The organism is Modestobacter sp. DSM 44400, from assembly GCF_900107175.1.
In the GTDB taxonomy this organism is placed as follows: Bacteria; Actinomycetota; Actinomycetes; order Mycobacteriales; family Geodermatophilaceae; genus Modestobacter.
Genome location: NZ_FNOZ01000043.1, coordinates 1 through 20,186 on the forward strand (window position 1 = coordinate 1; position 20,186 = coordinate 20,186).

Annotated in this window: 21 protein-coding genes and 1 pseudogene; 2 read left to right on the top strand and 20 right to left on the bottom strand. The window is 71.3% G+C overall.

Annotated elements, in window-relative coordinates; genetic code table 11:
* The 3 genes and pseudogenes from BLW04_RS19750 to BLW04_RS19765 all read right to left on the bottom strand — a co-directional run.
* Positions 1-1,012, bottom strand: a 1,012-nt coding sequence (locus tag BLW04_RS19750) for a branched-chain amino acid ABC transporter permease (protein ID WP_091546244.1), incomplete at its 3' end; no start/stop codon positions are given.
* Positions 1,009-1,878 (bottom strand): branched-chain amino acid ABC transporter permease, encoded by an 870-nt coding sequence (locus BLW04_RS19755; protein WP_175484155.1) that lies wholly within the window; start codon positions 1,876-1,878, stop codon positions 1,009-1,011. The genes BLW04_RS19755 and BLW04_RS19750, both read right to left, overlap by 4 nt.
* Positions 1,879-1,979: 101 nt before the next feature.
* Positions 1,980-3,158, bottom strand: a pseudogene (locus BLW04_RS19765) (ABC transporter substrate-binding protein).
* 279 nt (positions 3,159-3,437) lie between these two features.
* Here BLW04_RS19765 and BLW04_RS19770 point away from each other — a divergent pair.
* Positions 3,438-4,421 carry a LacI family DNA-binding transcriptional regulator gene (locus BLW04_RS19770; RefSeq protein ID WP_091546257.1) on the top strand — a complete coding sequence of 328 codons (984 nt, stop codon included), beginning with the start codon at positions 3,438-3,440 and terminating at the stop codon, positions 4,419-4,421.
* A gap of 70 nt (positions 4,422-4,491) precedes the next feature.
* Positions 4,492-4,743 (top strand): nucleotidyl transferase AbiEii/AbiGii toxin family protein, encoded by a 252-nt coding sequence (locus BLW04_RS29785; protein ID WP_371327807.1) that lies wholly within the window; start codon positions 4,492-4,494, stop codon positions 4,741-4,743.
* A 63-nt stretch (positions 4,744-4,806) separates the two neighbouring features.
* On the opposite strand, the gene BLW04_RS19780 is transcribed toward BLW04_RS29785, so the two are convergent.
* The 17 genes from BLW04_RS19780 to BLW04_RS19855 are packed head-to-tail and all read right to left on the bottom strand — an operon-like array spanning position 4,807 to position 19,935.
* Positions 4,807-5,700, bottom strand: a complete 894-nt coding sequence (locus BLW04_RS19780; protein ID WP_091546264.1) for an amidohydrolase family protein — start codon at positions 5,698-5,700, stop codon at positions 4,807-4,809.
* Entirely contained in the window at positions 5,697-6,557 is an 861-nt protein-coding gene (locus BLW04_RS19785) for an alpha/beta fold hydrolase (RefSeq protein ID WP_217631134.1), read from the bottom strand. Before BLW04_RS19785 ends, BLW04_RS19780 begins: the two co-directional genes overlap by 4 nt.
* A complete protein-coding gene (locus BLW04_RS19790; RefSeq protein WP_091546267.1) occupies positions 6,550-6,942 on the bottom strand; it encodes a hypothetical protein in 393 nt (130 codons plus the stop codon). Before BLW04_RS19790 ends, BLW04_RS19785 begins: the two co-directional genes overlap by 8 nt.
* Positions 6,939-7,775 carry an N-acyl homoserine lactonase family protein gene (locus BLW04_RS19795; protein ID WP_091546269.1) on the bottom strand — a complete coding sequence of 279 codons (837 nt, stop codon included), beginning with the start codon at positions 7,773-7,775 and terminating at the stop codon, positions 6,939-6,941. Before BLW04_RS19795 ends, BLW04_RS19790 begins: the two co-directional genes overlap by 4 nt.
* Before the next feature lie 26 nt (positions 7,776-7,801).
* Positions 7,802-8,218 carry a carboxymuconolactone decarboxylase family protein gene (locus BLW04_RS19800; RefSeq protein WP_217631135.1) on the bottom strand — a complete coding sequence of 139 codons (417 nt, stop codon included), beginning with the start codon at positions 8,216-8,218 and terminating at the stop codon, positions 7,802-7,804.
* Entirely contained in the window at positions 8,215-8,355 is a 141-nt protein-coding gene (locus BLW04_RS26960; RefSeq protein WP_175484157.1) for a hypothetical protein, read from the bottom strand. Before BLW04_RS26960 ends, BLW04_RS19800 begins: the two co-directional genes overlap by 4 nt.
* Positions 8,352-10,034, bottom strand: a complete 1,683-nt coding sequence (locus tag BLW04_RS19805; RefSeq protein WP_091546272.1) for an AMP-binding protein — start codon at positions 10,032-10,034, stop codon at positions 8,352-8,354. The genes BLW04_RS26960 and BLW04_RS19805 overlap by 4 nt, the downstream gene beginning before the upstream one ends.
* Positions 10,035-10,076: 42 nt before the next feature.
* Positions 10,077-11,084, bottom strand: a complete 1,008-nt coding sequence (locus BLW04_RS19810; RefSeq protein ID WP_091546275.1) for an NADPH:quinone oxidoreductase family protein — start codon at positions 11,082-11,084, stop codon at positions 10,077-10,079.
* Positions 11,081-12,244 carry a CaiB/BaiF CoA transferase family protein gene (locus tag BLW04_RS19815; protein WP_091546277.1) on the bottom strand — a complete coding sequence of 388 codons (1,164 nt, stop codon included), beginning with the start codon at positions 12,242-12,244 and terminating at the stop codon, positions 11,081-11,083. The genes BLW04_RS19810 and BLW04_RS19815 overlap by 4 nt, the downstream gene beginning before the upstream one ends.
* Positions 12,244-13,287 (bottom strand): acyl-CoA dehydrogenase family protein, encoded by a 1,044-nt coding sequence (locus BLW04_RS19820; protein WP_091546282.1) that lies wholly within the window; start codon positions 13,285-13,287, stop codon positions 12,244-12,246. The genes BLW04_RS19815 and BLW04_RS19820 overlap by 1 nt, the downstream gene beginning before the upstream one ends.
* Positions 13,284-14,063 carry an enoyl-CoA hydratase-related protein gene (locus tag BLW04_RS19825; RefSeq protein ID WP_091546291.1) on the bottom strand — a complete coding sequence of 260 codons (780 nt, stop codon included), beginning with the start codon at positions 14,061-14,063 and terminating at the stop codon, positions 13,284-13,286. The genes BLW04_RS19820 and BLW04_RS19825 overlap by 4 nt, the downstream gene beginning before the upstream one ends.
* Positions 14,060-14,932: a 3-hydroxyacyl-CoA dehydrogenase family protein gene (locus tag BLW04_RS19830; RefSeq protein ID WP_091546293.1), complete on the bottom strand. Its 873-nt coding sequence runs from the start codon at positions 14,930-14,932 to the stop codon at positions 14,060-14,062. Before BLW04_RS19830 ends, BLW04_RS19825 begins: the two co-directional genes overlap by 4 nt.
* 28 nt (positions 14,933-14,960) lie before the next feature.
* Positions 14,961-15,839 carry a 3-hydroxyacyl-CoA dehydrogenase family protein gene (locus BLW04_RS19835; protein ID WP_091546298.1) on the bottom strand — a complete coding sequence of 293 codons (879 nt, stop codon included), beginning with the start codon at positions 15,837-15,839 and terminating at the stop codon, positions 14,961-14,963.
* Between the two features lie 52 nt (positions 15,840-15,891).
* The gene (locus BLW04_RS19840) at positions 15,892-16,653 is read right to left on the bottom strand and encodes an SDR family NAD(P)-dependent oxidoreductase (RefSeq protein WP_091546301.1); all 762 of its coding nucleotides are present in this window, start codon (positions 16,651-16,653) and stop codon (positions 15,892-15,894) included.
* Positions 16,650-17,921, bottom strand: coding sequence for an acyl-CoA dehydrogenase family protein (locus BLW04_RS19845; protein ID WP_217631136.1), 1,272 nt, complete (start codon positions 17,919-17,921; stop codon positions 16,650-16,652). Before BLW04_RS19845 ends, BLW04_RS19840 begins: the two co-directional genes overlap by 4 nt.
* A complete protein-coding gene (locus BLW04_RS19850) occupies positions 17,918-18,739 on the bottom strand; it encodes an enoyl-CoA hydratase/isomerase family protein (protein WP_091546308.1) in 822 nt (273 codons plus the stop codon). The genes BLW04_RS19845 and BLW04_RS19850 overlap by 4 nt, the downstream gene beginning before the upstream one ends.
* Positions 18,736-19,935, bottom strand: a complete 1,200-nt coding sequence (locus tag BLW04_RS19855; RefSeq protein WP_217631137.1) for a CaiB/BaiF CoA transferase family protein — start codon at positions 19,933-19,935, stop codon at positions 18,736-18,738. The genes BLW04_RS19850 and BLW04_RS19855 overlap by 4 nt, the downstream gene beginning before the upstream one ends.
* Between the last annotated feature and the right edge of the window lie 251 nt (positions 19,936-20,186).

Here is a 20,186-nt window from a genome sequence, read left to right on the forward strand (position 1 = left end):
GGCCATCGTGCGCCGCGGTCTTCGCGCCCGTGCCCGAGGGGAGGAACGGGCCTGTCCCGCCCGCGGCGGCCGTCGTCCGCCGGCGGAGCAGCCCGCCGATCCGCTGTGGCGCGCCCGCGAGCCCGGTGGGTGCGAACACCACCATGAGCACGATCAGCGAGCCGTACACGAGCTGTGCGTAGGACGCGTAGTCGACCAGCTCCTCGCGCACCGCGGTGAGGACCACCACGCCGACCAGCACACCGGTGAGGCTGAACCGCCCCCCGATGATGACCATGGCCAGGACCAAGAACATCGCGTCGATGTTGAACGACGCCGGGCTGACGTAGCGGACCAGCCCCGCATACAGCACCCCGGCCAGGCCACCGAAGAGCCCAGCCAGCGCGAAGGACAGCATCCGGGCCACCGGCACCTGGACGCCCGTGGAGGCCGCGGCCAGGTTGTCGTCCCGCATCGCGCGCAGCCGCCGGCCGAAGCGCGTGTAGACCACGAAGTACGCGAACGGCACAGCGAACAACAACACGACGAGCTCGAGGTAGTAGTACAGGAAGTAGCTGGACAGGTCGATCCCCGGCAACGGCGGGACCGGGAGGCCCAGCAGCCCCTCCGCCTGCCCGGTGATCGGGAGATTGCCGACCAGTGCCGTGAAGGCCAGGGCCAGTCCCAGCGTGACGATGCCGAGGTAGTGGGACTGCACGCGCAGCGCCGGGATGCCGATCACCAGGCTGGCGACGACCGTTCCGGCGACGGCCAGTACCGCGGCCGACCAGAAGTTCATCCCCGCATGCACCGTGAGGATCGCCGAGAGATAGGCCCCGACCCCGAAGAACGCCACCTGCGCCAGGTTGATCTGGCCGGCGATGCCCAGGGACAGGCACAGGCCCAGGGCCAGCAGCATGAAGATGATCGCGATGTCGATCACGTAGATGAGGTAGCCGTTGACCATGTACGGAATGGCGAGCGCGAGGACGGCGGCCAGGACGGCCGCGCCGGACCAGGACAGTCGTTTCATGCTCGACTCACCGTCTGCTCTCCGAAGATGCCCTGCGGGCGGACCACCACGATGACGGCAAAGACCAGGTAGACCACGACGTTCGCGTAGCCCTGAAACCACCCGGCTGCGAAGGCGTCGATCAGTCCGAACAGCACTCCGCCGAGGATCGCGCCGGGAATGTTGCCGAAGCCGCCGAGGATCGCTGCGGCGAAGCCCTTGATCCCGATCACGCCGCTGAGGGCCGGGCTCACGTAGAGCACCGGTCCGGCCATCCCGCCGGCGAGGGCAGCGAGGGCGGCTCCGATCGCGAAGGCCATGGCATTGCTGCGGCCGACCCGGATGCCGACCGCCGTCGCCGCCTCGTGGTCCATGGCCACTGCCTGCATGGCAGCGCCGGCCTTGGTGGCGCGGAGGAAGTACCACATGGCCGCGGCGGCGACCGCCGTGACAGCGATGATCACCAGGTCGTAGGGCCGTACGACGATCCCGCCGACGGTCACCGGATGCGGGAAGACCGGTGTGGGGACGGCCCGGCCGGTGGCTCCCCAGATGAGGATGACCAGCGCCTCCAGCACGATGCCGAAACCGATGGTCCCGATCAGCATGAGATCGACGTCCTTGGTCTCCAGCGGTCGCAGCACCCCCTCGATGACCAGTCCGATGGCCGCGGTCACCACGAGGGCGACCACCATCGCCAGCCAGAAGGGCAGGGACACGGTGAGGAAGAAGGTCGAGGCGATGTAGGCACCGACCATGACGACGCCGCCGTGCGCGAAGTTGACCAGCCCCATGGTGCGGTAGACGATCGAGAAACCCATGGCAACCAGCGCGTAGATGGCCCCGAAACTCAGGCCCCCGATGACTGTCTGCAGGAAGACCTGCATGTGTGCTCCTTGTCGAACCCGGTCGGCTGTGCCCAGCGACATGGTGGTGGCCCGCAGGCCGGACTGGCGGCCGGCGGCACACCGCCGCCGGCCGCTGGTCGTCAGCTGTCAGCCGGGACGACCTTGCCGCCCTGGACGATGCCGATCTGCGTCGAGCTCAGGCCGATGCCGTTCTCGTTGTAGGAGAAGTCACCCTGCAGGCCGGACATCTTCACGTCGCGAATGGCGTCGGCCAGCTTCTGGCCGGTGGCGCAGTCGCTGTTCTCCAGCGCCGCGATGATGATGTTGGCCCCGTCGTACGCTTTCGCGCCGTGTGCCTCAGGCACCTCGCCGAACGCCTTCTGGTAGGCGTCCGCGAAGGTCTGGGTCTCGTCGGTGGCGTCGTTGGACAGATACGGCGAGCTGACGATGGAGCCCTCGACGATGTCCTGGCCGGCGGTGTCGATGTACTGCTGTGTCCCGATGGGGGCCCCGCCGATGATGGTGGCGTTGATTCCGAGCTGCCTGGCCTACTTGGCGATCAGACCGGACTCCACCTCCTCTGCGCCGATGAACAGGGCGTCGGGGTTCTGCTGCCGGATCGACGTCAGCGCGGCGCTGAAGTCCTTCTGATCCGGAGTGACCACCTCGTCGGCCACCGGCGCGACGCCGAGGTCCTTCAGGGCGGCGAGGAAGGCATCGTGCTCCCCAGAGCCGTACGCCCCGTTGTTGGTGATCATCGCGATCTGCGAGAAGCCCTTGGTGCTGACCGCGTACTTCGCCAGCGTGGTGTCGAAGGTGGTGCTGGTGGGCGAGTTCAGGAACATGAAGGGGCTGCCGGTCGCCTCCAGCTTGGGTGACTGGCCCGACGTCATCTCCGGGAGCTGCGCCTGCCCGAGGATGGGGATCATCGCGAGACTCACGCCGCTGTTGGCACTCCCGAACACGGCGGTGAAGTCGCCGGTGGCCACCTTCTGCGCCAGGGTCGTGCCGGTGGTGGGGTCGCCCTGGTCGTCGAACTGGGTCAGCGTCAGCTTGCGACCGCACACACCGCCGTCCGCGTTCTGCTCGTCCACCGCCAGCTGCACGCCGTTGTGCTCCCAGTGGCCCAGTGAGCTGAACTGACCGCTCTGTGCGTCGATCACCGCGAAGTTGATCGGGCCCGCCTTCGTGCCATCCGCACTGTCGGAGCTGGAGGCGCCGGGTGCACTGCACCCGGTCGCCAGCAGGGCTGCCCCGAGGACGAGCGCGCCGGCCAGCCGGCGGTGGGGAGTGGTCGTTCGTCTCATTCTCAGTCTCATCTCGTGAGATCACGCTGCGACGTGATGGCGTTCGGGACGGGATTCCGACGGCTGCCGACGGGAGGCCGACGGCCTTTCCCACAACAGCCACCGCGGTCGGGGACCCAACCGGCTATGCCCTGCGTCACTCTGGGACCGGTTGCAGGTTCGTGTCAAGTACGCCCGCCGTGGCCGCAACCAAAGCGCAACCCAACGTGTGGACACCCGGACGTGTGCGCAGCTTGACAGCCACCTGCAACCGGTCTCAGAGTGACTCCTGACATGAAGCGAGAATCGGCAATGACGACCCTGGCTGACGTCGCCGCGAAGGCCGGCGTCTCGAAGTCCACCGTGTCCCGGGCGTTCTCGCGCCCGGAGTCCGTCCGGGCGGAGACCCGCGGACGGGTGCTGGCCACAGCCCATGAGCTCGCCTTCACGCCCAACAGAATCGCGCGGTCCCTCGCGATTGGTCGCACCGGCAGCATCGGGTTGTTCGTACCCGACATCGCCAACCCGTACTTCGGGCCGGTCATCAAGACCGTCCAGCGCAATGCCCGCCGGCACGACCTCACCGTGTTCACTGCCGACACCGACGAGCACGACGAGGACGAACACGCGCTGGCCCAGACGATGGCCCAACAGGCCGACGGGCTGCTCCTCTTCTCCCCGCGCATGTCCGAGGCCGCAATCCTGGACCTCACCGGGCGGCTTCCGGTCGTCGTGATCAACCGCGATATCCCCGGTGTGCCCGCGGTCGTCATCCCCTCCACCGACGGGATGACCCAGGCGGTCGAACATCTCGCGGCGCTCGGACACCGCCACATCGCCTACCTGTCGGGTCCCGCGACCACCTTTTCCAACCGTGCCCGCCGGGCTGCGGTCCTGGCTGCCACACAACGATTCGGTCTGCAGTTGACCCAACTGGGCCCCTTCGAGGCCGTCTTCACCGGAGGAATCCGAGCCGGCGACCTGCTGATCGCCAGCGGCGCGACGGCAGCCATCGCGTACAACGACCTGATCGCGCTGGGACTCATGCAGCGTCTCACCGAGCGCGGTCTACGCGTCGGCAACGACATCAGCGTCATCGGGTTCGACGACATCTGGCTGGCCCCGATGACCCAGCCGCCGCTGACCACGGTACGGGCGCCGGCAGCGGCCGCGGCCACCAGTGCACTGCGCATGCTCATAGACATCATGGACGGCAGGGCAGACGCCGATCGCCGTCCGACGCCGCTGGCATCGGAGCTGATGGTGCGACTCAGCACCGGCCCCGTAGCACGCTGAAACGACCCGCGAACGGATCCAGCGTCGTTCGGCTGAGCGCGATCCCGTGCCTCGGGCCGCGCAAACGGAGGTGGGGATACCGCTGGGCGGCCAGATCGAGCTGCTGGGCTACCCGCTCCCCATGGTGCTCGCCGAGAAGGTGGTCACCGCCGCCCAGCGCGGCACGGCGAGCACCCGCGGCCGGGACTTGGCCAACACCTACCTGCTGACCGCCTTCCACTGCGATCGGCGAGCCCACCCAGGTCGTCGTCGAAGAGCCCGGAGTAGACGTCCAGGGTCATCGCGGCGGAGGCGTGCCCACGCATCCGCTGGACCGCTTTGACGTCGGCGCCGCTGGCTACCAGGAGGCTCGCGACGGGTGTGCCGGAGCTCGTGTCGTCCCAGTTCAAGGGGCCGGCTCCTCCCCCACCGCGAACCCGTAGCGGCGCACTGCGTTGTCCACGAGGACGCGCTGCCGGACGGCGGGGTCGGGGATCCAGCGGTCCAGCCGTGACCGCACCTCGGCACCGTCGGGGGCCGGCAGCCGCAGGCCCACGTGCGGCCAGTCGCTGCCCCACAGCAGGTTCTGCGGGCGGCACTCGACCAGAGCACGGACGCGGGCGTCGATCGCGTCGACGTGCCGCCGCCACGTCCCGGCGACGTCGGCCGGATCGGTGCCGGGCCCGGCCGGCAGCAGCCGTTCCACACCCGACAACGTCACCCAGACCTGGTCGTCGGCGAGGAGTTCGAGGATCAGCTGCATGGCTGGGTCCTCCACGCCGACGTCGGAGGGCAGATGGCCCAGATGATCGAGGACGACCGGGACCGGGCAGCGCCGGATGGCGTCGCCGAGCCAGTCGGCGTGCCGGCGCAGGTCGCTCCAGACCTCCACATGCCAGCCCAAGGGAGCCACCATCTCGCCCACTTCGACGATGGCCTCCACCGGCACCCCGCCGGGGAAGCCGTCCTGGATGCGGGTGCCACGCACGCCGGCGGCGTGCATGGCCGCGAGCTCCTCGCCGGCTGTGCCCACCGGGACGCACGCCACCCCGCGCAGGTGGTCGGGACGGCGCCGCAGCGCGGCCAGGAGGCACCGGTGGTCGTCGCCGTAGGCGCTCGGCTGAACCAGGACGCCCCGGTCGCAGCCCACGGCGGCCAGGTGCACCGCGTGGTCGTCGACGTCGACCTGGGGCGGCTCGTAGGCAGCCCCACCCACCAACGGGGTGGTGGGGACGGCCTCGTCGGTGAAGACGTGGCAGTGGTTGTCGATGCCGGTCACCGGAACGGCTGCGGGGCTCATCTGTCGCCCTCCGCAGACCGCAGCTCGTCGAGCACCGGCAGCAGGTGCGTGCGGAAGAGCGGGTAGTTCTCCGCCATCGGAAAGTGCCCGATCCCCGGCATCGTGCCACCCCGTGCTCCGGGGATGGCCGCGATCGCCGCCGCGGTGTCCTCCGGGCTGCAGGCGTGGTCGTACTCGCCGGTGAAGAGGTGGACCGGGCACCGCGCCGTGTCGATCGTCCCCGCCACGTCGCGCAGATCCAGGTCCTCGGAGTAGAAGTACGTGTCACCGCGGTACACCCCCGGACCACCCTGGCTGTAGGTCCACCAGACCTCCCGGCGGGAGGACTCCGGGCTGTGCGGCGACATCAGGCTCCCCGTCCAGGATGCGACGACCTGCTGCGCGTTCACATCCGGGTACAGCGGCCAGTCCTGGAAGCGGCCCTCCACGTGCAGCGCGCCGGACAGCCCGATCACCCCGGCCCAGCGCTGCGGGGAGCGGCGCGCCAGCTCGATGACCAGGGAGCCGGCCATCGAGCAGCCGAGGACGATCGGCCGCTCGATGCCCAGCGCGTCGCAGAAATCCTCGACCATCGCCACGTACCGCTCCGTCGTCAGCCGGTACTCCTCGGCCCACCAGCCGTCCGGCGGCAACGAGCGACCGTGCCAGGGCAGATCGAAGGCGACCACCCGGTGCCGGGCGGTGACCTCGGCATCGGCGAGCAGGTGCCGGAACTGCCGACTGTCGGAGCCGGCCGTGTGCAGGGCCAGGAGCACCGGGCCCGAGCCGGCCTCCTCGAAGTAGACGCGGTGGTCGACGCCCCCCGAGGAGACGTGCACGTACCGGCCGACGACGTCTTCGACGGTTCCCCTAGCCACGTGCCCTCCCGAGCTCGACCAGTCGGGTCAGCACCCGCAGGTGCCGGATCAGGTGGTTCCGGCCGGCGACGATCTCGATGCCGTCCGCTGCCTTGGTGAGAGCGAGCAGGTCGTGCCGCCGCGGGGCGGCGTGCGGATCGACGAGCTCGCGCCAGGCGCTGCGCCGACCCCGCAGCGTGATCACGTCGTCCTCGGCGTCCTCGGCGGGGCTCCCGTCCTCGGCGGGCCCCAGGACCACCGTGCCGTGCTCGTACCGCACGGTCTCCTCTCCCCCGGCGTCGTCCTGCAGCCGGACGACGAAGGCCGACCACCGGCCGATGTGGGCGTTCTCCGCGTCGGCGTTGACCGCCTCCGCCCAATTGGCGAGCCACTCCCGGTCGGTCATGGGTCCAGCCTTCCGATGATCCCGGCCACGCCTGCCAGCTCGGGGCTGTAGGGCTCCAGCCGGTCGAGTACCCCGGCATCGTGGCCGGTGAGGATGTGGTCGACCGCGCCGGCGGCGAGCAGGTCGCGTACCGACTGCAGACCCCGGTACATGGCCGGCAGGTCGGTGACCGAGATGAACGGCATGTCGCGTTCCAGCTCCTCGGTGAAGTGCACCGCATCGGAGGTCAGCAGCACGACACCGGCGGTCGTGGGGACGGTGACCATGCACTGGCCCGGGGTGTGCCCGCCGACCTCCGTCACGACGACGCCGGGCGCCACCTCGACAGAGCCGCTGAACCGCCGCAGCCGGCCCTCCGCCTCGACACCGACCAGCTCCGCCACCTCATCGGACTCGGCGAAGTGGGCGATCAGGGTCCTGGTCGCCATCGGAGAGGTCCAGAAGTCCATCTCCGCGCCGCTGATCACCACCGGCGAGCGGGGGAACAGGCCGACGTTGCCGATGTGGTCGTAGTGCGCATGCGTGACCACGATCGGGTGCGGGGCGGTGGTGTCCACCCCCAGCCGGCGGTAGGCCTCGGCCGGCTCCACCAGGACCGTCCGTCCACGGGCCTCCGCCGGCCCCCGGGCGAATCCCGTGTCAATCAGGACCGTCGTGCGGCTGTTGCGCAGGATCCACAGGTAGTAGTCGACGGTGAAGGCAGCGTCCGGCTCGCCGTACTGCCCGTAGTTGAGGAAGACATCGCTGCGACTCGTCGACCGGGTGCCGTGTCTGACCACGATCACCTCGTACACGTCGTCCCCGGCCGTTCCGGTTCCCCGCGGGACGTCCATGCGCCCTCGTCTCCGCCCGCGCCTGGTCAGGAACCGCCGCCGCTGCCACCCTCGTGCACCTCGACGGTCGGCTCGAGACCCTCAGCCCCGACCACCTCGACCCAAGCGTCGAACCCGGTCTGGAACGCGACGACCCCGGCCTCCGGCAGCGAGATCTCGATGGCCTCCAGGATTTCCTGGGCCGAGACACCGAGGTCCAGCGCCACCCGGATGTGGCTCTGGATGTGCCCCTTGGACGCGCGCATCACCGTGAGACTGACGATGAAGATCAGTTCCTTGGTCCTGCGGTCCAACGACCGCTGGTCCAGATAGGCCGCGGACACCAGGCCGTTGGCCGCCTGCAGGACCGGGAAGTCGTGCTTGGCCATCTTCTTGTGGTAATCCAGGACATAGCCGCGCGTCCGGGCCATGTCGTCGATGTAGTCCTGCGCGTTGTCGCTCACGGGCTCTCCTCGGTGTCGGTTCGGGGATCTTCCTGCTGGTCATCGGCCCCGCCGGTACTGCGCGGCGATGTCGTGCCGGTCGCTTCGAAGGAGCGGGCGACCTCGGTGTGGTCCAGGCCCACGAGCAGGGTGCTCATGAGCCTGCGTACCGTCCGCGGAGCTCCACCTTGCGGATCTTGCCGCTCGGGGTCTTGGGCAGCTCGTCGACGACCTCCAGGCGCTCGGGCAGAAAGTGCTTCGACAGGCCCTGTCCGAGCAGGTAGCCGCACACCTCCTCCAGCGTCGGAGCGGCGACGCCGCTGGGCACCACCACCGCGCAGGCCCGCTCGCCGAGGCGGGCGTCGGGTAATCCGATCACCGACGCCTCGACGATGTCCGGGTGCTGGAAGAGCAGGCTCTCCACCACGGTGACCGGGATGTTCTCCCCGCCGCGGATCACGATGTCCTTCGTCCGGCCTTCGAGGAGCACGTAGCCCTCCTCGGTCCGCCGCGCGGTGTCACCGGTCGCGAACCACCCGTTCCCGTCGATCGCCTCGGCCGTGGCCTCGGGAAGGTCGAGATAGCCCAGAAACAGGCCGGCACCCCGGATACCCAGTGCTCCGATGACTCCGTTGGGCACCTCCTCCCCGTCCGCTCCGACGATGCTGACCTCGGTGCCCGGTACGGGCACGCCGTCGGTCGCCTGAGTTGCTGCCGGCAGGTGCGGCGCGCAGGAGATGCCGATGCCGAGCTCGGTCATCCCCCAGGCCGGGCAGACGTAGCAGTCGAACATCGTCCCGGCGACCGTCGGCAGCGTGCGGGGCACGGGTGCGCCGGCCAGGACCACCGTCCGCAGGGAGCACCCGTCGTCCTGGCCGATGCCGGTCAGCACCAGATCCTGAAGGAAGGTCGGGGCCGAGAACATGGTCGTGATCTCCTCCTCCCGGATGACGCGCGTCGCCTGCTCGGGCACCCACCGGTCCAGGTACACCGCGGTGCCCCGCAGGTAGGTGGTGAGCAGGACGCCCCACAGGAACCCGGTGTGATGGCCGACCGGCGAGGCGACGAGGTTGACCAGGGGTTCTGCGAGCGCGTCCCGGCCCATGTGCGCGACCCAGTTCTCCAGCACAGCCTGGAGCGTCTGGTGGGTGTTCAGCACGCCCTTCGGCTCTCCTGTCGTACCGGAGGTGAAGCCCACGTGGCACAGGCCCCGCGCATCGACCTCGGGCAGCTCCACCTCCGGCGCATCGAGCAGGGACTCCAGGGCCGTCGTTTCCTCCCCGGTCGAGCTGCCGGCCACCACGACGTGCTGGAGCGAGGGCAGCCCGGCGCGGAGGCCCTGGACGAGCCGCAGCGGGTTGTTGCTTCCGAACGCCTTGGCCACCACGACGACGCGGGCACCGGTGCGCCGGAGAATGACCTGGATCTCGCGCTCGCCATAGGCCACGGGAATGCCGCTGTAGACGGCGCCGAGCTCGTTGATGGCGAAGATCAGCGCCGCGAAGTCGGCCTGGTTCGGAAGCATCACCGCGACGAAGTCACCGGCCCGGACACCGAGCGCGTGCAGGCCGCACGCGTACCGGTGGGCCTGCTCGTCCAGCTCCGCGTACGTGAACCGACGGGAGTTCGGCACACCGCTCGTCCGGTCGATCGCCGCGACGCGGCCGGGATGCTCCGCCGCCGCGATGGACAGGAGCGATCGCAGCGGCGTGGGCCGCCACGCGCCGGTGCTCTCGTACTCGCGCACGAGTTCGGGGGTGAGCCGGCTGTCGGCCCGGATGCCCGGATGCGTCGCCGGAGGGGGCGCCTGGAGTGCGCTGGTCAGCTGATCGGTCACGGAAGGTCCTCCTCGAGGGACGGGGTGTGGTCCGGCATCGGGTCAGCCCACCGGGGTCTGGGCCACTGGAGCGACCGGTCGGCAGGTGAGCACCACCCGGCCCCGGAGGCCGCCTGCCTCGACCGCCGCCAGCGCGCTGCCGGCCTCCTCGAGGGGGAACGCGCGGTCGATCGGCACGGTCAGCCGCCCCTGGACGAAGAGGCCGAGCAGCTCCTCGATGACCGTCCGGACCGAGTCGGGCTCGCGGTCGCGGTAGTCGCTGACCTGGATGCCCAGAACGGCGAGGTTCTTGACGAGCACGTGCCCCGCCTTGAGCGTCGGCAGCTCGCCCGAGGCGAAGCCGATGACCACCAGCCGGCCCTCCCAGGCGGTGCAGCGCAGCGCCGAGGCGAAGACGTCGCCCCCCACCGACTCGAGGACGACGTTGGCGCCACGGCCGTCGGTGAGGGCCATGACCTCCTCGCGCATCGACGGGCCGGCGAGGAGGACGTGGTCGGCCCCCTGCTCCGTGGCCAGGGCGGCCCGCTGCTCGTCCCGGGCAACGGCGACCACGGTGGCGCCCAGCGCCTTGGCGATCTGCACCCCCGCGGAGCCGACGCCCCCGCCGGCGCCGGTGACGAGAACGGTCTCTCCAGGGCGCAGGTGCGCCCGGCGCACCAACGCGAAGTGGGCGGTGATCGCGGCCAGGCCGAGAGCCGCGGCCTCCGGGAACGGCACGCCGTCGGGCAGGCCCACGACCTGCGACTCGGCCACGACGGCGAGCTCGGCGTAGCCGCCGTGCTCAAGCTGGGCGAGGACCCGGTCGCCGACCGTGATCCGGTGGACCCCTGCGCCGACGGCGCAAACCGTGCCGGCCACCTCCTTGCCCGGGCTGAACGGCCGCGCGGGGAGGATCTGGTAGGTGCCGGCCACGACGAGGACGTCGGGGAAGTTGACGCCGGCGGCCGCGACCTCGATGAGGATCTCGCCGTGGCCGGCGACCGGGTCGGGAACCTCTCCGATGACCAGGCCCTGCGGCGGACCGAAGCGCTCGACGAGCGCTGCTCTCATGCGGAGCTCCTGGTGGGTGCGACGTCCTGACCGAAGGTGAGCGCCTCCGGGCCGGTGCGGACGCGGGGATACGGTCGGCCGGCGGGCTCGCAGCGCAGCACATCGACGACCGGCACGGGGAGCGCGCCGACGTCGAATCCGTCCCCGGTCACGCGGTGTGCCGATTCGGTGCGCAGGGCCTGCGTGTGGGCTGCCTCCTCCAGGGTCGCGACGATGCAGCAGCACACGTCCTCCCCCTCGAACAGACCACGCCAGTGCTCGGCCGGACGGGCGGCGATGCGCTCGGTGATGGCGGCGATGACCTCGGCCTCCCGGCCGCGATCGGCGTGCAGCTCGTCCGGCAGCTCGACGAGCGCGCAGAAGCGGGCCCAGAACCGGTCCTCCAGCGGAGCGGCCGCCACATGCCGTCCGTCGGACGTGCGGTAGATCTGGTACCGCGGGCTGCCGCCGGTGAGCAGGTCGCGGCCCGGCACCGGCCAGGCCCCGCTGCCCACGTGGGTGGCGAGGTACCCGTAGGCGAGCGTGCTCAGGTTCGGTGTCATGCCGATGTCCAGGTGACAGCCATCCCCGGTGGCCTTGCGGCGGATGAGCGCCAGCAGGATGTTCAGGACCGCCGGGTAGGTGCCACCGGCGATGTCCGCGATCACGGTCGGCGGCAGGTGGGGGTTCCCTCGGTCGTCGACGACGGTGCCGAGCAGCCCCGACTCGGCGAGGTAGTTGAGGTCGTGCCCGGCACGGCCGGCGGCGGGGCCGACCTCCCCGAAGCCGGTGATGGAGCAATGGACGATCCCCGGGTTGACCGCCCGGAAGGCCGCGTAGCCCAGGCCCAGCCGGTCCATCACCCCGGGCCGGAACTGCTCGACGACGACGTCGACCTCGGCGGCGAGGCTCAGCAGCCGCTCGACGGTGGCCGGATCCTTGAGGTCGACCGCCGCGCTGCGCTTTCCGCGGTTGAGCAGTGCGTAGTTCGCGCTGCTGTCGCCCAGGCGTGGCTGGTAGCTGCGCATCTCGTCCCCCCGCGGCGGGCGCTCCACCTGGAGCACGTCCGCGCCGGCCTCGGCGAGCAGCAGCGTGGCCAGCGGGCCGGGCAGCAGGCTGGAGAAGTCCAGCACCTTGATCCCGGCCAGCGGCGGGGCCGGGCGGCCGTACTCGCCGGTCATCAGCTGCTCTGGCCCACGAGTACCCGGGCCGCGGAGCGCGCCGCCTCGGTCGCGCGGCAGGCCGCGCGCAGCGACACCAGGTCGCGCAGCAGCCCCTCGACGAGGTACTCGGCCATGTAGCCGTAGCCGCCGTGCGACAGGAGCGAAGCCGCCGCCACGTCGATGGCCAGGTCGAAGGCCGGAGCGAGCGCAGCCAGGGCGACGTCCGGCTGGTCGAGCCCCGTTCCGATCGCCGTCGTGAGGAGTGCGCGGGCCGCAGCGGACTGGCTCAGCAGCGAGCTGCGGACCGTCGGGAGCTCGGTCAGCGGGGCCCCGAACTGGATGCGGGAGGCGCTGTAGGAGAGGGCGGCCCACGCCGCGGCCTCGGCGATGCCGGCGGCCAGGGCGGCCGCGCCGACGTCCAGCAGCGTCCGGGCCTCGGCGACCTGCGGCCCGCGGACGATCGACTCCGGCGGCACCGCCGCGTCCAGCCGACAGCCGACGGTCAGGGCGCCATCCAGCCCGGTACGGCGGACCTCCGGCCCGAAGGTCACGTCCTCCGGCGGCACGACGACCGCGGTCTCCCGGTCCAGCAGCAGCACCACGTGCGGCGCGCGGCCGGCCGGGTCGATGCGGTCGAGGACGCCGGTGATCCGACCGTCGGCCAGCGCCACGGCGTCGCCCTCGGCGGCGTCCACCGCGCAGACCGCGACCGGGGCGCCCTGGTGCAACCGCGCGAGCACCGCCGAGCCGGCGCCGGCCTCGGCGAGCACCAGCGCCGCGGCGTGTGCCTGCACCGACCCCCAGGCCAGCGCCGGCCAGGTGCCCGCCAGCCTGGCCAGCGCGACCAGCGTCGTGGCGAGGTCGGCCCCGCCGCCGCCCCCGGCCTCGTCGGCGCCCAGTGTCCAGAGTCCGTGCTCGGCCAGCGCCCGGCGGGCCGCGTCGACGTCGTCGGGCCGGTCGTCGCCGACCCGGGCGAGATGGCTCGCGGCCAGGTCGTCGACCAGGTCGAGCACCGCCCGCTGGTCGGCGTCGGCGCTCGGGCCCCACCAGCTCCGGTTCACGACCAGTACTTCTCGGCGTCCGGCGTCCGCTTGGCGCCGAAGGCGTCGCCGACCTCGTGCGCCTCCTTGGTCGCCAGGTAGAGCGTCAGCTGCTGGTCGTGCGCCATCCGCGCCTGGCCCATCACGCCGTTGTGCCGGGCGGAGAAGGCGCCCTTCAGCCCGGCGATCGCCATCGGGCTGCGGGTGGCGATCTCGGCGGCCACCTCCTGGGCACGCCCGACCGCCTCGCCGGCCGGGACGACCTCGTTGACCAGCCCCCGCTGGAGGGCCTCCTGAGCCGAGTACTTGCGGTTGAGATACCACATCTCCTTGGCCCGCTTGCGGCCGATCGAGTCCTCGAGGTACCAGGTGCCGTAGCCCGCGTCGAAGCTGCCCACCATCGGGCCGACCTGCCGGAAGACCGCGTTCTCCGAGGCGATGGTCAGGTCGCACACGTTGTGCAGCACGTTCCCGCCACCGACCGCGAAGCCGTTGACGGCCGCGATCACCGGCTTGGCGATCGTGTCGATCGCCTCGTACACGTCGATGATCGGCAGCACCTGCGAGTAGTCCAACGACGAGATCTCGTCGTGCTCGCCGCCGATGCAGAAGAACTTGTCCCCCGCCCCGGTGAGCACGGCCGCCCGCAGCGCGGGGTCGACACGGAAACGCTGGAGGGCGTCCTTGAGCTCGAGCAGCGTCTGTGCGCGCAGCTTGTTGCCGGCCTCGGGCCGGTTGATCGTCAGCGTCAGGACGGGTCCAGACGTCTCGGTCAGGATGTCGGTGTAGTCGCTCATCGAACCTCTCCATGCTCGGTTCCGACCCGGAAGCCGCGGCCGCTCTTGTTGCCCAGGTAACCGGCCGCCACCATCTGGGAGAGCAGCGGCGGGGGCGCGAATTGTGGGTCCAGCGTGGTCTCGTACGCGGCCTCGGTGGCGTGCCGGTGGACGTCGATGCCGATCAGGTCCAGCAGCGCCAGCGGTCCGAGCTTGTAACCGAGGCCGAGCTGGATGGCCACGTCGATGTCCTCGGCGCTGGCCAGCTCGTTGTCGTACTCCTGCACCACGTCGTTGAGGTAGGGCATCAGCAGCCGGTTCACCAGGAAGCCGGGCCGGTCCTTGACCTCGACCGGGGACTTGCCGATCGCCTCGACGAAGGCGACCAGGTCCGTCACCACGTCGCCGTCGGTCTGCAACGCGCGCACGACCTCGACCAGCGCCATGACCGGGGCGGGGTTGAAGAAGTGCAACCCCGCCATGCGCTCGGGTCGGGCCAGGTGCCCGGCGAGGTCGGTGACCGAGAGCGCCGAGGTGTTGGTCGCGAGGACGGTCTCCTCACCGACCACTTCGGCGACCCGGCCCAGCAGCTCCACCTTGATGTCCTGCCGCTCGCTGACCGCCTCGATGACGAGGTCCACACCGGCCAGGTCCACGACGACCGTGGTACCGGTGATCCGGGCCAGGGTCTCGTCGCGGTCGGCCTCGGTGGCCTTCCCGCGGCGGACCCCGTCGTCGAGGAAGTCCTGTACCGCGGACGAGCCATGGCCCAGGCGTTCCTGGTCGGTCTCGAGGACGACGACGTCGCGGCCGGACGCGGCAACGACCTGGGCTATCCCGCTGCCCATCGTGCCGAAACCCAGAACGGCGACCCGCTGGAAACTCCGCATGCTCCTACTCCTCTCGTGGTCGGCCGGCTCAGGCGCCGAAGGACCTGGTGCTGTCGTAGGTGTAAAAACCGCGCCCGGTCTTCCGGCCCAGGTCCCCGGCGGCGATCATCCGGTCGACCAGCGGCGGCGGGGCGAAGCGCGGCTCGCGAAGCTGCTCGTAGAGGCGCATCGAGACCGCCTTGTGCACGTCCAGGCCCACGACGTCCAGGAGCTGGAACGGTCCCATCGGGTGGCGCAGGGCCCCGACCACCGCGCGGTCGATCGACTCCACCGTGCCCAGCCCGGCCTCGAGGGCCCGGATGCAGTTGTTCTCCCACGGGATCAGGAACCGGTTGAGGATGAAGCCGGGGCGGTCCTTGGTGATGACCGTGGTCTTGCCGACGCTGTCCAGGAACTCCAGCGACCGCCTGGTCGCCTCCGCGGCCGTGTGCCGGCCCTCGGCGACCTCGACCAGCTTCATCAGCTGGGCCGGGTTGCAGTAGTGGGTGCCCACGACCCGCTCGGGGTGGCGCGAACCCGACGCGATCGAGGTCACCGACAGCGTCGAGGTGTTCGTGTGGAACAGCGTGTCGCGCGACACGACGTCGTCGAGCTCGGCGAGGAGGGACTTCTTCAGCTCGAGGTCTTCGAACACCGCCTCGATGACGACGTCGGCCGGGGCGACGTCCTGCAGGTCGGTGGTGCCCGAGAGGTTGGCGATCGCGGCGTCGGCCTGCTCCTGCGTGAGCTTGCCCAGCGACTGGCTCCGGCGCAGGAAACTCGCCACGGTGTCCAGCCCGCGCTGGACGGTCTCGTCGCTGACGTCGCGCAGGAGCGTGCGGTGGCCTCCTCGGGCGGCCACGAGCGCGATCCCGGCGCCCATGGTCCCGGCGCCGAGAACGGCGACGGTGAGCTTGTTCGAAGTCATCGGCTCCTCTTCCTCGTAGGTCCGGTCGGGGCGAAGAACTGCGGGAGGACCGTCATCGGGCCGTCTGACCGCCGTCCACGACGATCGTCTGACCGGTCATGAAGTCCGAGGCCGGACCGGCCAGCAGCACCAGCCAGGGCGACAGCTCCTCCGCCTTCCCCATGCGGCGGGCGGGGACGGCGCGCAGCACCTTGGCCAGCGCCTCCGGGTCGGCCCGCAGCTCGGCGTTCATGTCGGTCGCGAAGTAGCCGGGGGCCAGGGCGTTCACCTGGATGCCGAAGCGCGCCCACTCCACCGCCATCGAGCGGGTGAAGGCCACGATGGCGGCCTTGGACGCGCAGTAGGCCGCGTGGTTGACCACGCCTTGGAACGCGAAGTTCGAGGCGATATTGATGATCTTGCCCGAGCCCTGCGGCACCAGGTGCGCTCCGGCCGCGCGCGTGGCCAGGTAGGTGCCGCGGACGTTGGTGGCGATGACCCGGTCCCACTCCGTGGGGTCCTGCTCCAGCAGCGACCTGCTGTCGATGACCCCGGAATTGTTGACCAGGATGTCCAGGCCGCCGAGCCCGGCGACGGTCGTGTCCACGAGGTCCTGCACCGCATCGGCGTCGGTCACATCGGTCGGCACGACGATCGCCCGCCGCCCGCGGTGCTCGACCTCGACGGCGACCGCTTCCAGTTGGTTCTTGCTGCGGGCGGCCAGGGCGACGGAGGCCCCGGCGTCGGCCAGCGCGAGCGCCATCGCACGGCCGAGACCCCGTCCGGCGCCGGTGACGATCGCGGTCTTCCCGTCCAGGGTCTGCGTGCCGTTCACCGGAGCACGTCCTTCAGTCTGCCCGCGGTGTCGCGGGCGACCAGCAGTCGTTGCACGTCGTTGGTCCCGTCGTAGATCTGGGTCACCTTGGCGTCGCGCAGGTAACGCTCTGCACCGAGGACGGCGAGGTCGCCGAACCGGCCGAGCACCCTCGTCGCGGCCACCGCCACCTGCCAACCGATGTCGGTGCAGGTCTGCTTCATCAGCCCGATGGCTCCGCCGGTCGCACCGCCGGAGCGGTCCACCTCGTGGGCCACCGTGAGCAGCATCAGCCGCCCGGAGAGGATCCGGCCGCGCTGGTCGGCCAGCGCGAAGGCCACGTCGGCCGGGAGCGTCGATCCGTGGATGCGGTGCAGGGCGGCGAGCGCGTGAGCGTAGGCGCCGCGGGCGAGACCGATGCCCTGAGCCGCGGCACTGATCCGGGACTTGGTCACCGAGCTCACCACGATCGCCCATCCCTCCCCCTCACCGCCGAGGCGGTGCGAGGCGGGGACCGGCGTCCGGTCGAAGAAGAGCTCGGCGGTGCTGGAGCCGTGCATGCCCATCTTCGAGAACGGGGCACTGCGGGTCAGACCCGGGGCATCCCCGTCGACCACGAACGCGGTGATGCCCCGGCGGCCGGCCGCCGGGTCGAGCGTGGCGAAGCAGATGATCACGTCCGCCATGTCGCCGGTGGTGATGAAGGTCTTGGAGCCGCTGAGCGTGTACCCGGCCGGGGCGGCATCCGCGCCCGGTTCCGGGACCGCGAGGGTGCGCAGGGAGGAGGCGTCGCTGCCGGCGCCCGGCTCGGTGACGCCCAGGGAGCCGTACCGGCTCCCGTCCACCAGGCCGGGGAGGTACGCACGGGCCAGGTCCGCGCTCCCCGAGCGCAGGATCGGGTAGGCCGCGTGCATCTGGGTCATGTAGACGAGGCTGGTGGCGGGGCACCCCGCGGTGATCTCCTCCATGGCCGCGGCGTAGGCCACCGTGCTGCCGTCGGTGCCGCCGTACTCCTCGGGCACCAGCAGACCGCCGAGCCCCGCGCGGGCCAGCGCCTGGTAGCTGTCGTGGGCGAAGACACGGTCGCGGTCCCGAGCGGCCGCGCCGGGGGCGACGTGCTCGGCGACGACCTCGCGGGTGCGCGTCCGCACCGCACGCTCCCGGTCGTCGAGGAGGGCATCGGCCACCTCCTCGTCGAGCGCGGCGTGCATCGCCAGGTAGGCCGCCGGATCGGTATCCATGGCCAGCGGCTCGGAGATGCCGGCGGTGCCGGCGCCCGGGCTGCTCAAGTGTCCTTCCCCGTCCCGTCGTGCTGCGCGTCCGGGCGGGTCGCGTCGAACGCCGGCGATCGGCGCGCCCGGAACGCCGCGATCCCCTCGGCGGCCTCCTCGCCGCCGGTGACCAGCCCGGCCAGCGCGCTCTCGAAGGCCAGCCCGGCATCGAGTGGCACGTCCGCCCCGTGGCGCAGCGCGAGCAGGACCGCCCGTACCGCCCGCGGGCCGCGGGCAGCGATGCGCAGGGCCAGGTCGCGGGCGGCGTCCACGACCTGCTCGACCGGAACCGGCGCCGTCGGGGTCAGACCGAGGGCGTACGCGCGGTCGGCCGGGATGCGCTCCCCGGTCAGGATGGTGAACGCCGCGACGGGCCGACCCACCCGACGGAAAAGTCGCTGGCTGCCCCCGTAACCGGGCAGCAGGCCCAGGCCGGTCTCCGGCAGCCCCAACTGGGCGCCGTCCGCGAGGACGGCGAACGTGCAGGCGAGCACCACTTCGAAGCCGCCGCCGAGCGCCAGGCCGTTCACTGCGGCGATGACGGGCACGGGCGAACGCTCGATCCGGGCGACCACCTCCTGTCCGGCGCTCAGGACGGTGTACGCCTGCTCGGAGGACAGCCCGGACAGCTCGTCGAGGTCGGCTCCAGCGCTGAAGGCGCGAGTGCCGGTACCCGTGAGCACGATCGCGCGCACGTCCTCGGCCGCCAGCGTGGCCAGGGCGCGGTCCAGGTCGGTCAGCACCCGCCGATTCAGCGCGTTGTGCACCTCGGGCCGGTTGATGCGCACCGTCGCGATCGGCCCGTTCCGCTCGACGACCACCACCTCGTCGTTCACCGCGACACCGGCCCCGCACCGACGCGCGGAGCCTCGACCGCCCCCGACTCGAGGAGCTGCTCGACGTCGGCGGCACCGAAGCCGTGCTCGGTGAGGATCTCGGCGGTGTGTTCGCCGAGATCGGGGAACCGCCCGTTGCGGGGCTCGGGCAGGGAGCCGAGCCGGAAGGGACTGCGGATGCTGTTCAGCGCGCCACCCTGCCCCGGAACGGGCAGGACCGCGCCGCGAGCCAACACCTGAGGGTCAGCGCTCACCTCGGACAGGCTCTGCACCAGCGACGCCGGCACCCCGGCCCGCTCCAGGAGGCCGAGCCAGTGCGCCGCGGTGCCGCGGGCCAGGACCGCCGAGAGCGTCGCGACCAGCTCACGGCGGTGTGCGCGGCGACCCGAGTTGTCCCGGAGACGGTCATCGGCGGCCAGCGCGGGAAGGTCGAGAGCGGCACAGAGCCGCTGCCAGATGACGTCGTTGCCCACGGCGATGACAATGTCCCGGTCGGCGGTGGAGAACGCCTGATAGACGGCGAGCACCGAATCGGTACCGCCGGACGGCGCCGGCTCCGGCTCGCCGGCCAGGAACGACGCCAGGCGCGGCGCCATCAGCGCCAGGTCCGAATCCAGCAGCGACACATCGATGAGGTCCCCAAAGCCGGTGGCCTGCTGACGGACGAGGGCGGCGCAGACCGCGAGGGCCGCGGACATGCCCGTGACGATGTCGGAGAGCGCGGTCGAGACGCGCTGGGGAGACCCGCCGGCCGCGCCGGTCACCGACATGAGCCCCGACCGCGCCTGCGCGACGAGGTCGTAGCCGGGCAGGTGAGAGTCCGGTCCGGTCAAACCGAGTCCGGACATCGCACAGAAGACCAGCCGGGGATGCCGCGCCATGGCTTCGGCCGGGGAGATCCCCAGCTTCTCGAGCTTGGCGGGATTGAGGTTCTCGATGAAGACGTCGGCGTCGCCGATCAGGCGACGCAGGACCCGCAGGCCCCCGTCCGAGCGCAGATCCAGGACGATGCTGCGCTTGTTCCGGTTGGCCGAGGCGAACCAGGCGGACACGCCGTCGACGAACGGAGGGCCCCAGTGGCGGGCGTCGTCCCCACTGCCGGGCCGCTCGACCTTGATGACGTCCGCGCCGAGGTCGGCGAGGTACATCGACGCGGTCGGACCGGCGTAGGACGTCGACAGGTCCACGACCCTCACGCCCTGCAGAGGGGGGGCCTGGGTCGGCATCCCTGCAGTCGACGGCACGGTCACGCACCGGCCCCGCGGATAGCTGCTGCCATGCCTGCAAGGTAGGCAGAAGTCGCCGACAGTGTCAATGTCCGACATTTGATCGTGCCGTGTGTCGCTCGCGGCCCAGAATGCCGGGCCGCGGGGTGTCGGACCCGCCGATGTCGTGCCGGACCGTCGCCCAGTGACAATCCCACGACGTACCGGCCACCCTGGGCCGG

Coding starts and splice junctions, on each gene's coding strand:
- BLW04_RS19755 (WP_175484155.1), bottom strand. CDS start 1,878: ATGCAGGTCTTCCTGCAGACAGTCATCGGGGGCCTGAGTTTCGGGGCC.
- BLW04_RS19770 (WP_091546257.1), top strand. CDS start 3,438: ATGACGACCCTGGCTGACGTCGCCGCGAAGGCCGGCGTCTCGAAGTCC.
- BLW04_RS19780 (WP_091546264.1), bottom strand. CDS start 5,700: ATGAGCCCCGCAGCCGTTCCGGTGACCGGCATCGACAACCACTGCCAC.
- BLW04_RS19790 (WP_091546267.1), bottom strand. CDS start 6,942: ATGACCGACCGGGAGTGGCTCGCCAATTGGGCGGAGGCGGTCAACGCC.
- BLW04_RS19795 (WP_091546269.1), bottom strand. CDS start 7,775: ATGGACGTCCCGCGGGGAACCGGAACGGCCGGGGACGACGTGTACGAG.
- BLW04_RS26960 (WP_175484157.1), bottom strand. CDS start 8,355: ATGAGCACCCTGCTCGTGGGCCTGGACCACACCGAGGTCGCCCGCTCC.
- BLW04_RS19810 (WP_091546275.1), bottom strand. CDS start 11,084: ATGAGAGCAGCGCTCGTCGAGCGCTTCGGTCCGCCGCAGGGCCTGGTC.
- BLW04_RS19815 (WP_091546277.1), bottom strand. CDS start 12,244: ATGACCGGCGAGTACGGCCGCCCGGCCCCGCCGCTGGCCGGGATCAAG.
- BLW04_RS19825 (WP_091546291.1), bottom strand. CDS start 14,063: ATGAGCGACTACACCGACATCCTGACCGAGACGTCTGGACCCGTCCTG.
- BLW04_RS19830 (WP_091546293.1), bottom strand. CDS start 14,932: ATGCGGAGTTTCCAGCGGGTCGCCGTTCTGGGTTTCGGCACGATGGGC.
- BLW04_RS19835 (WP_091546298.1), bottom strand. CDS start 15,839: ATGACTTCGAACAAGCTCACCGTCGCCGTTCTCGGCGCCGGGACCATG.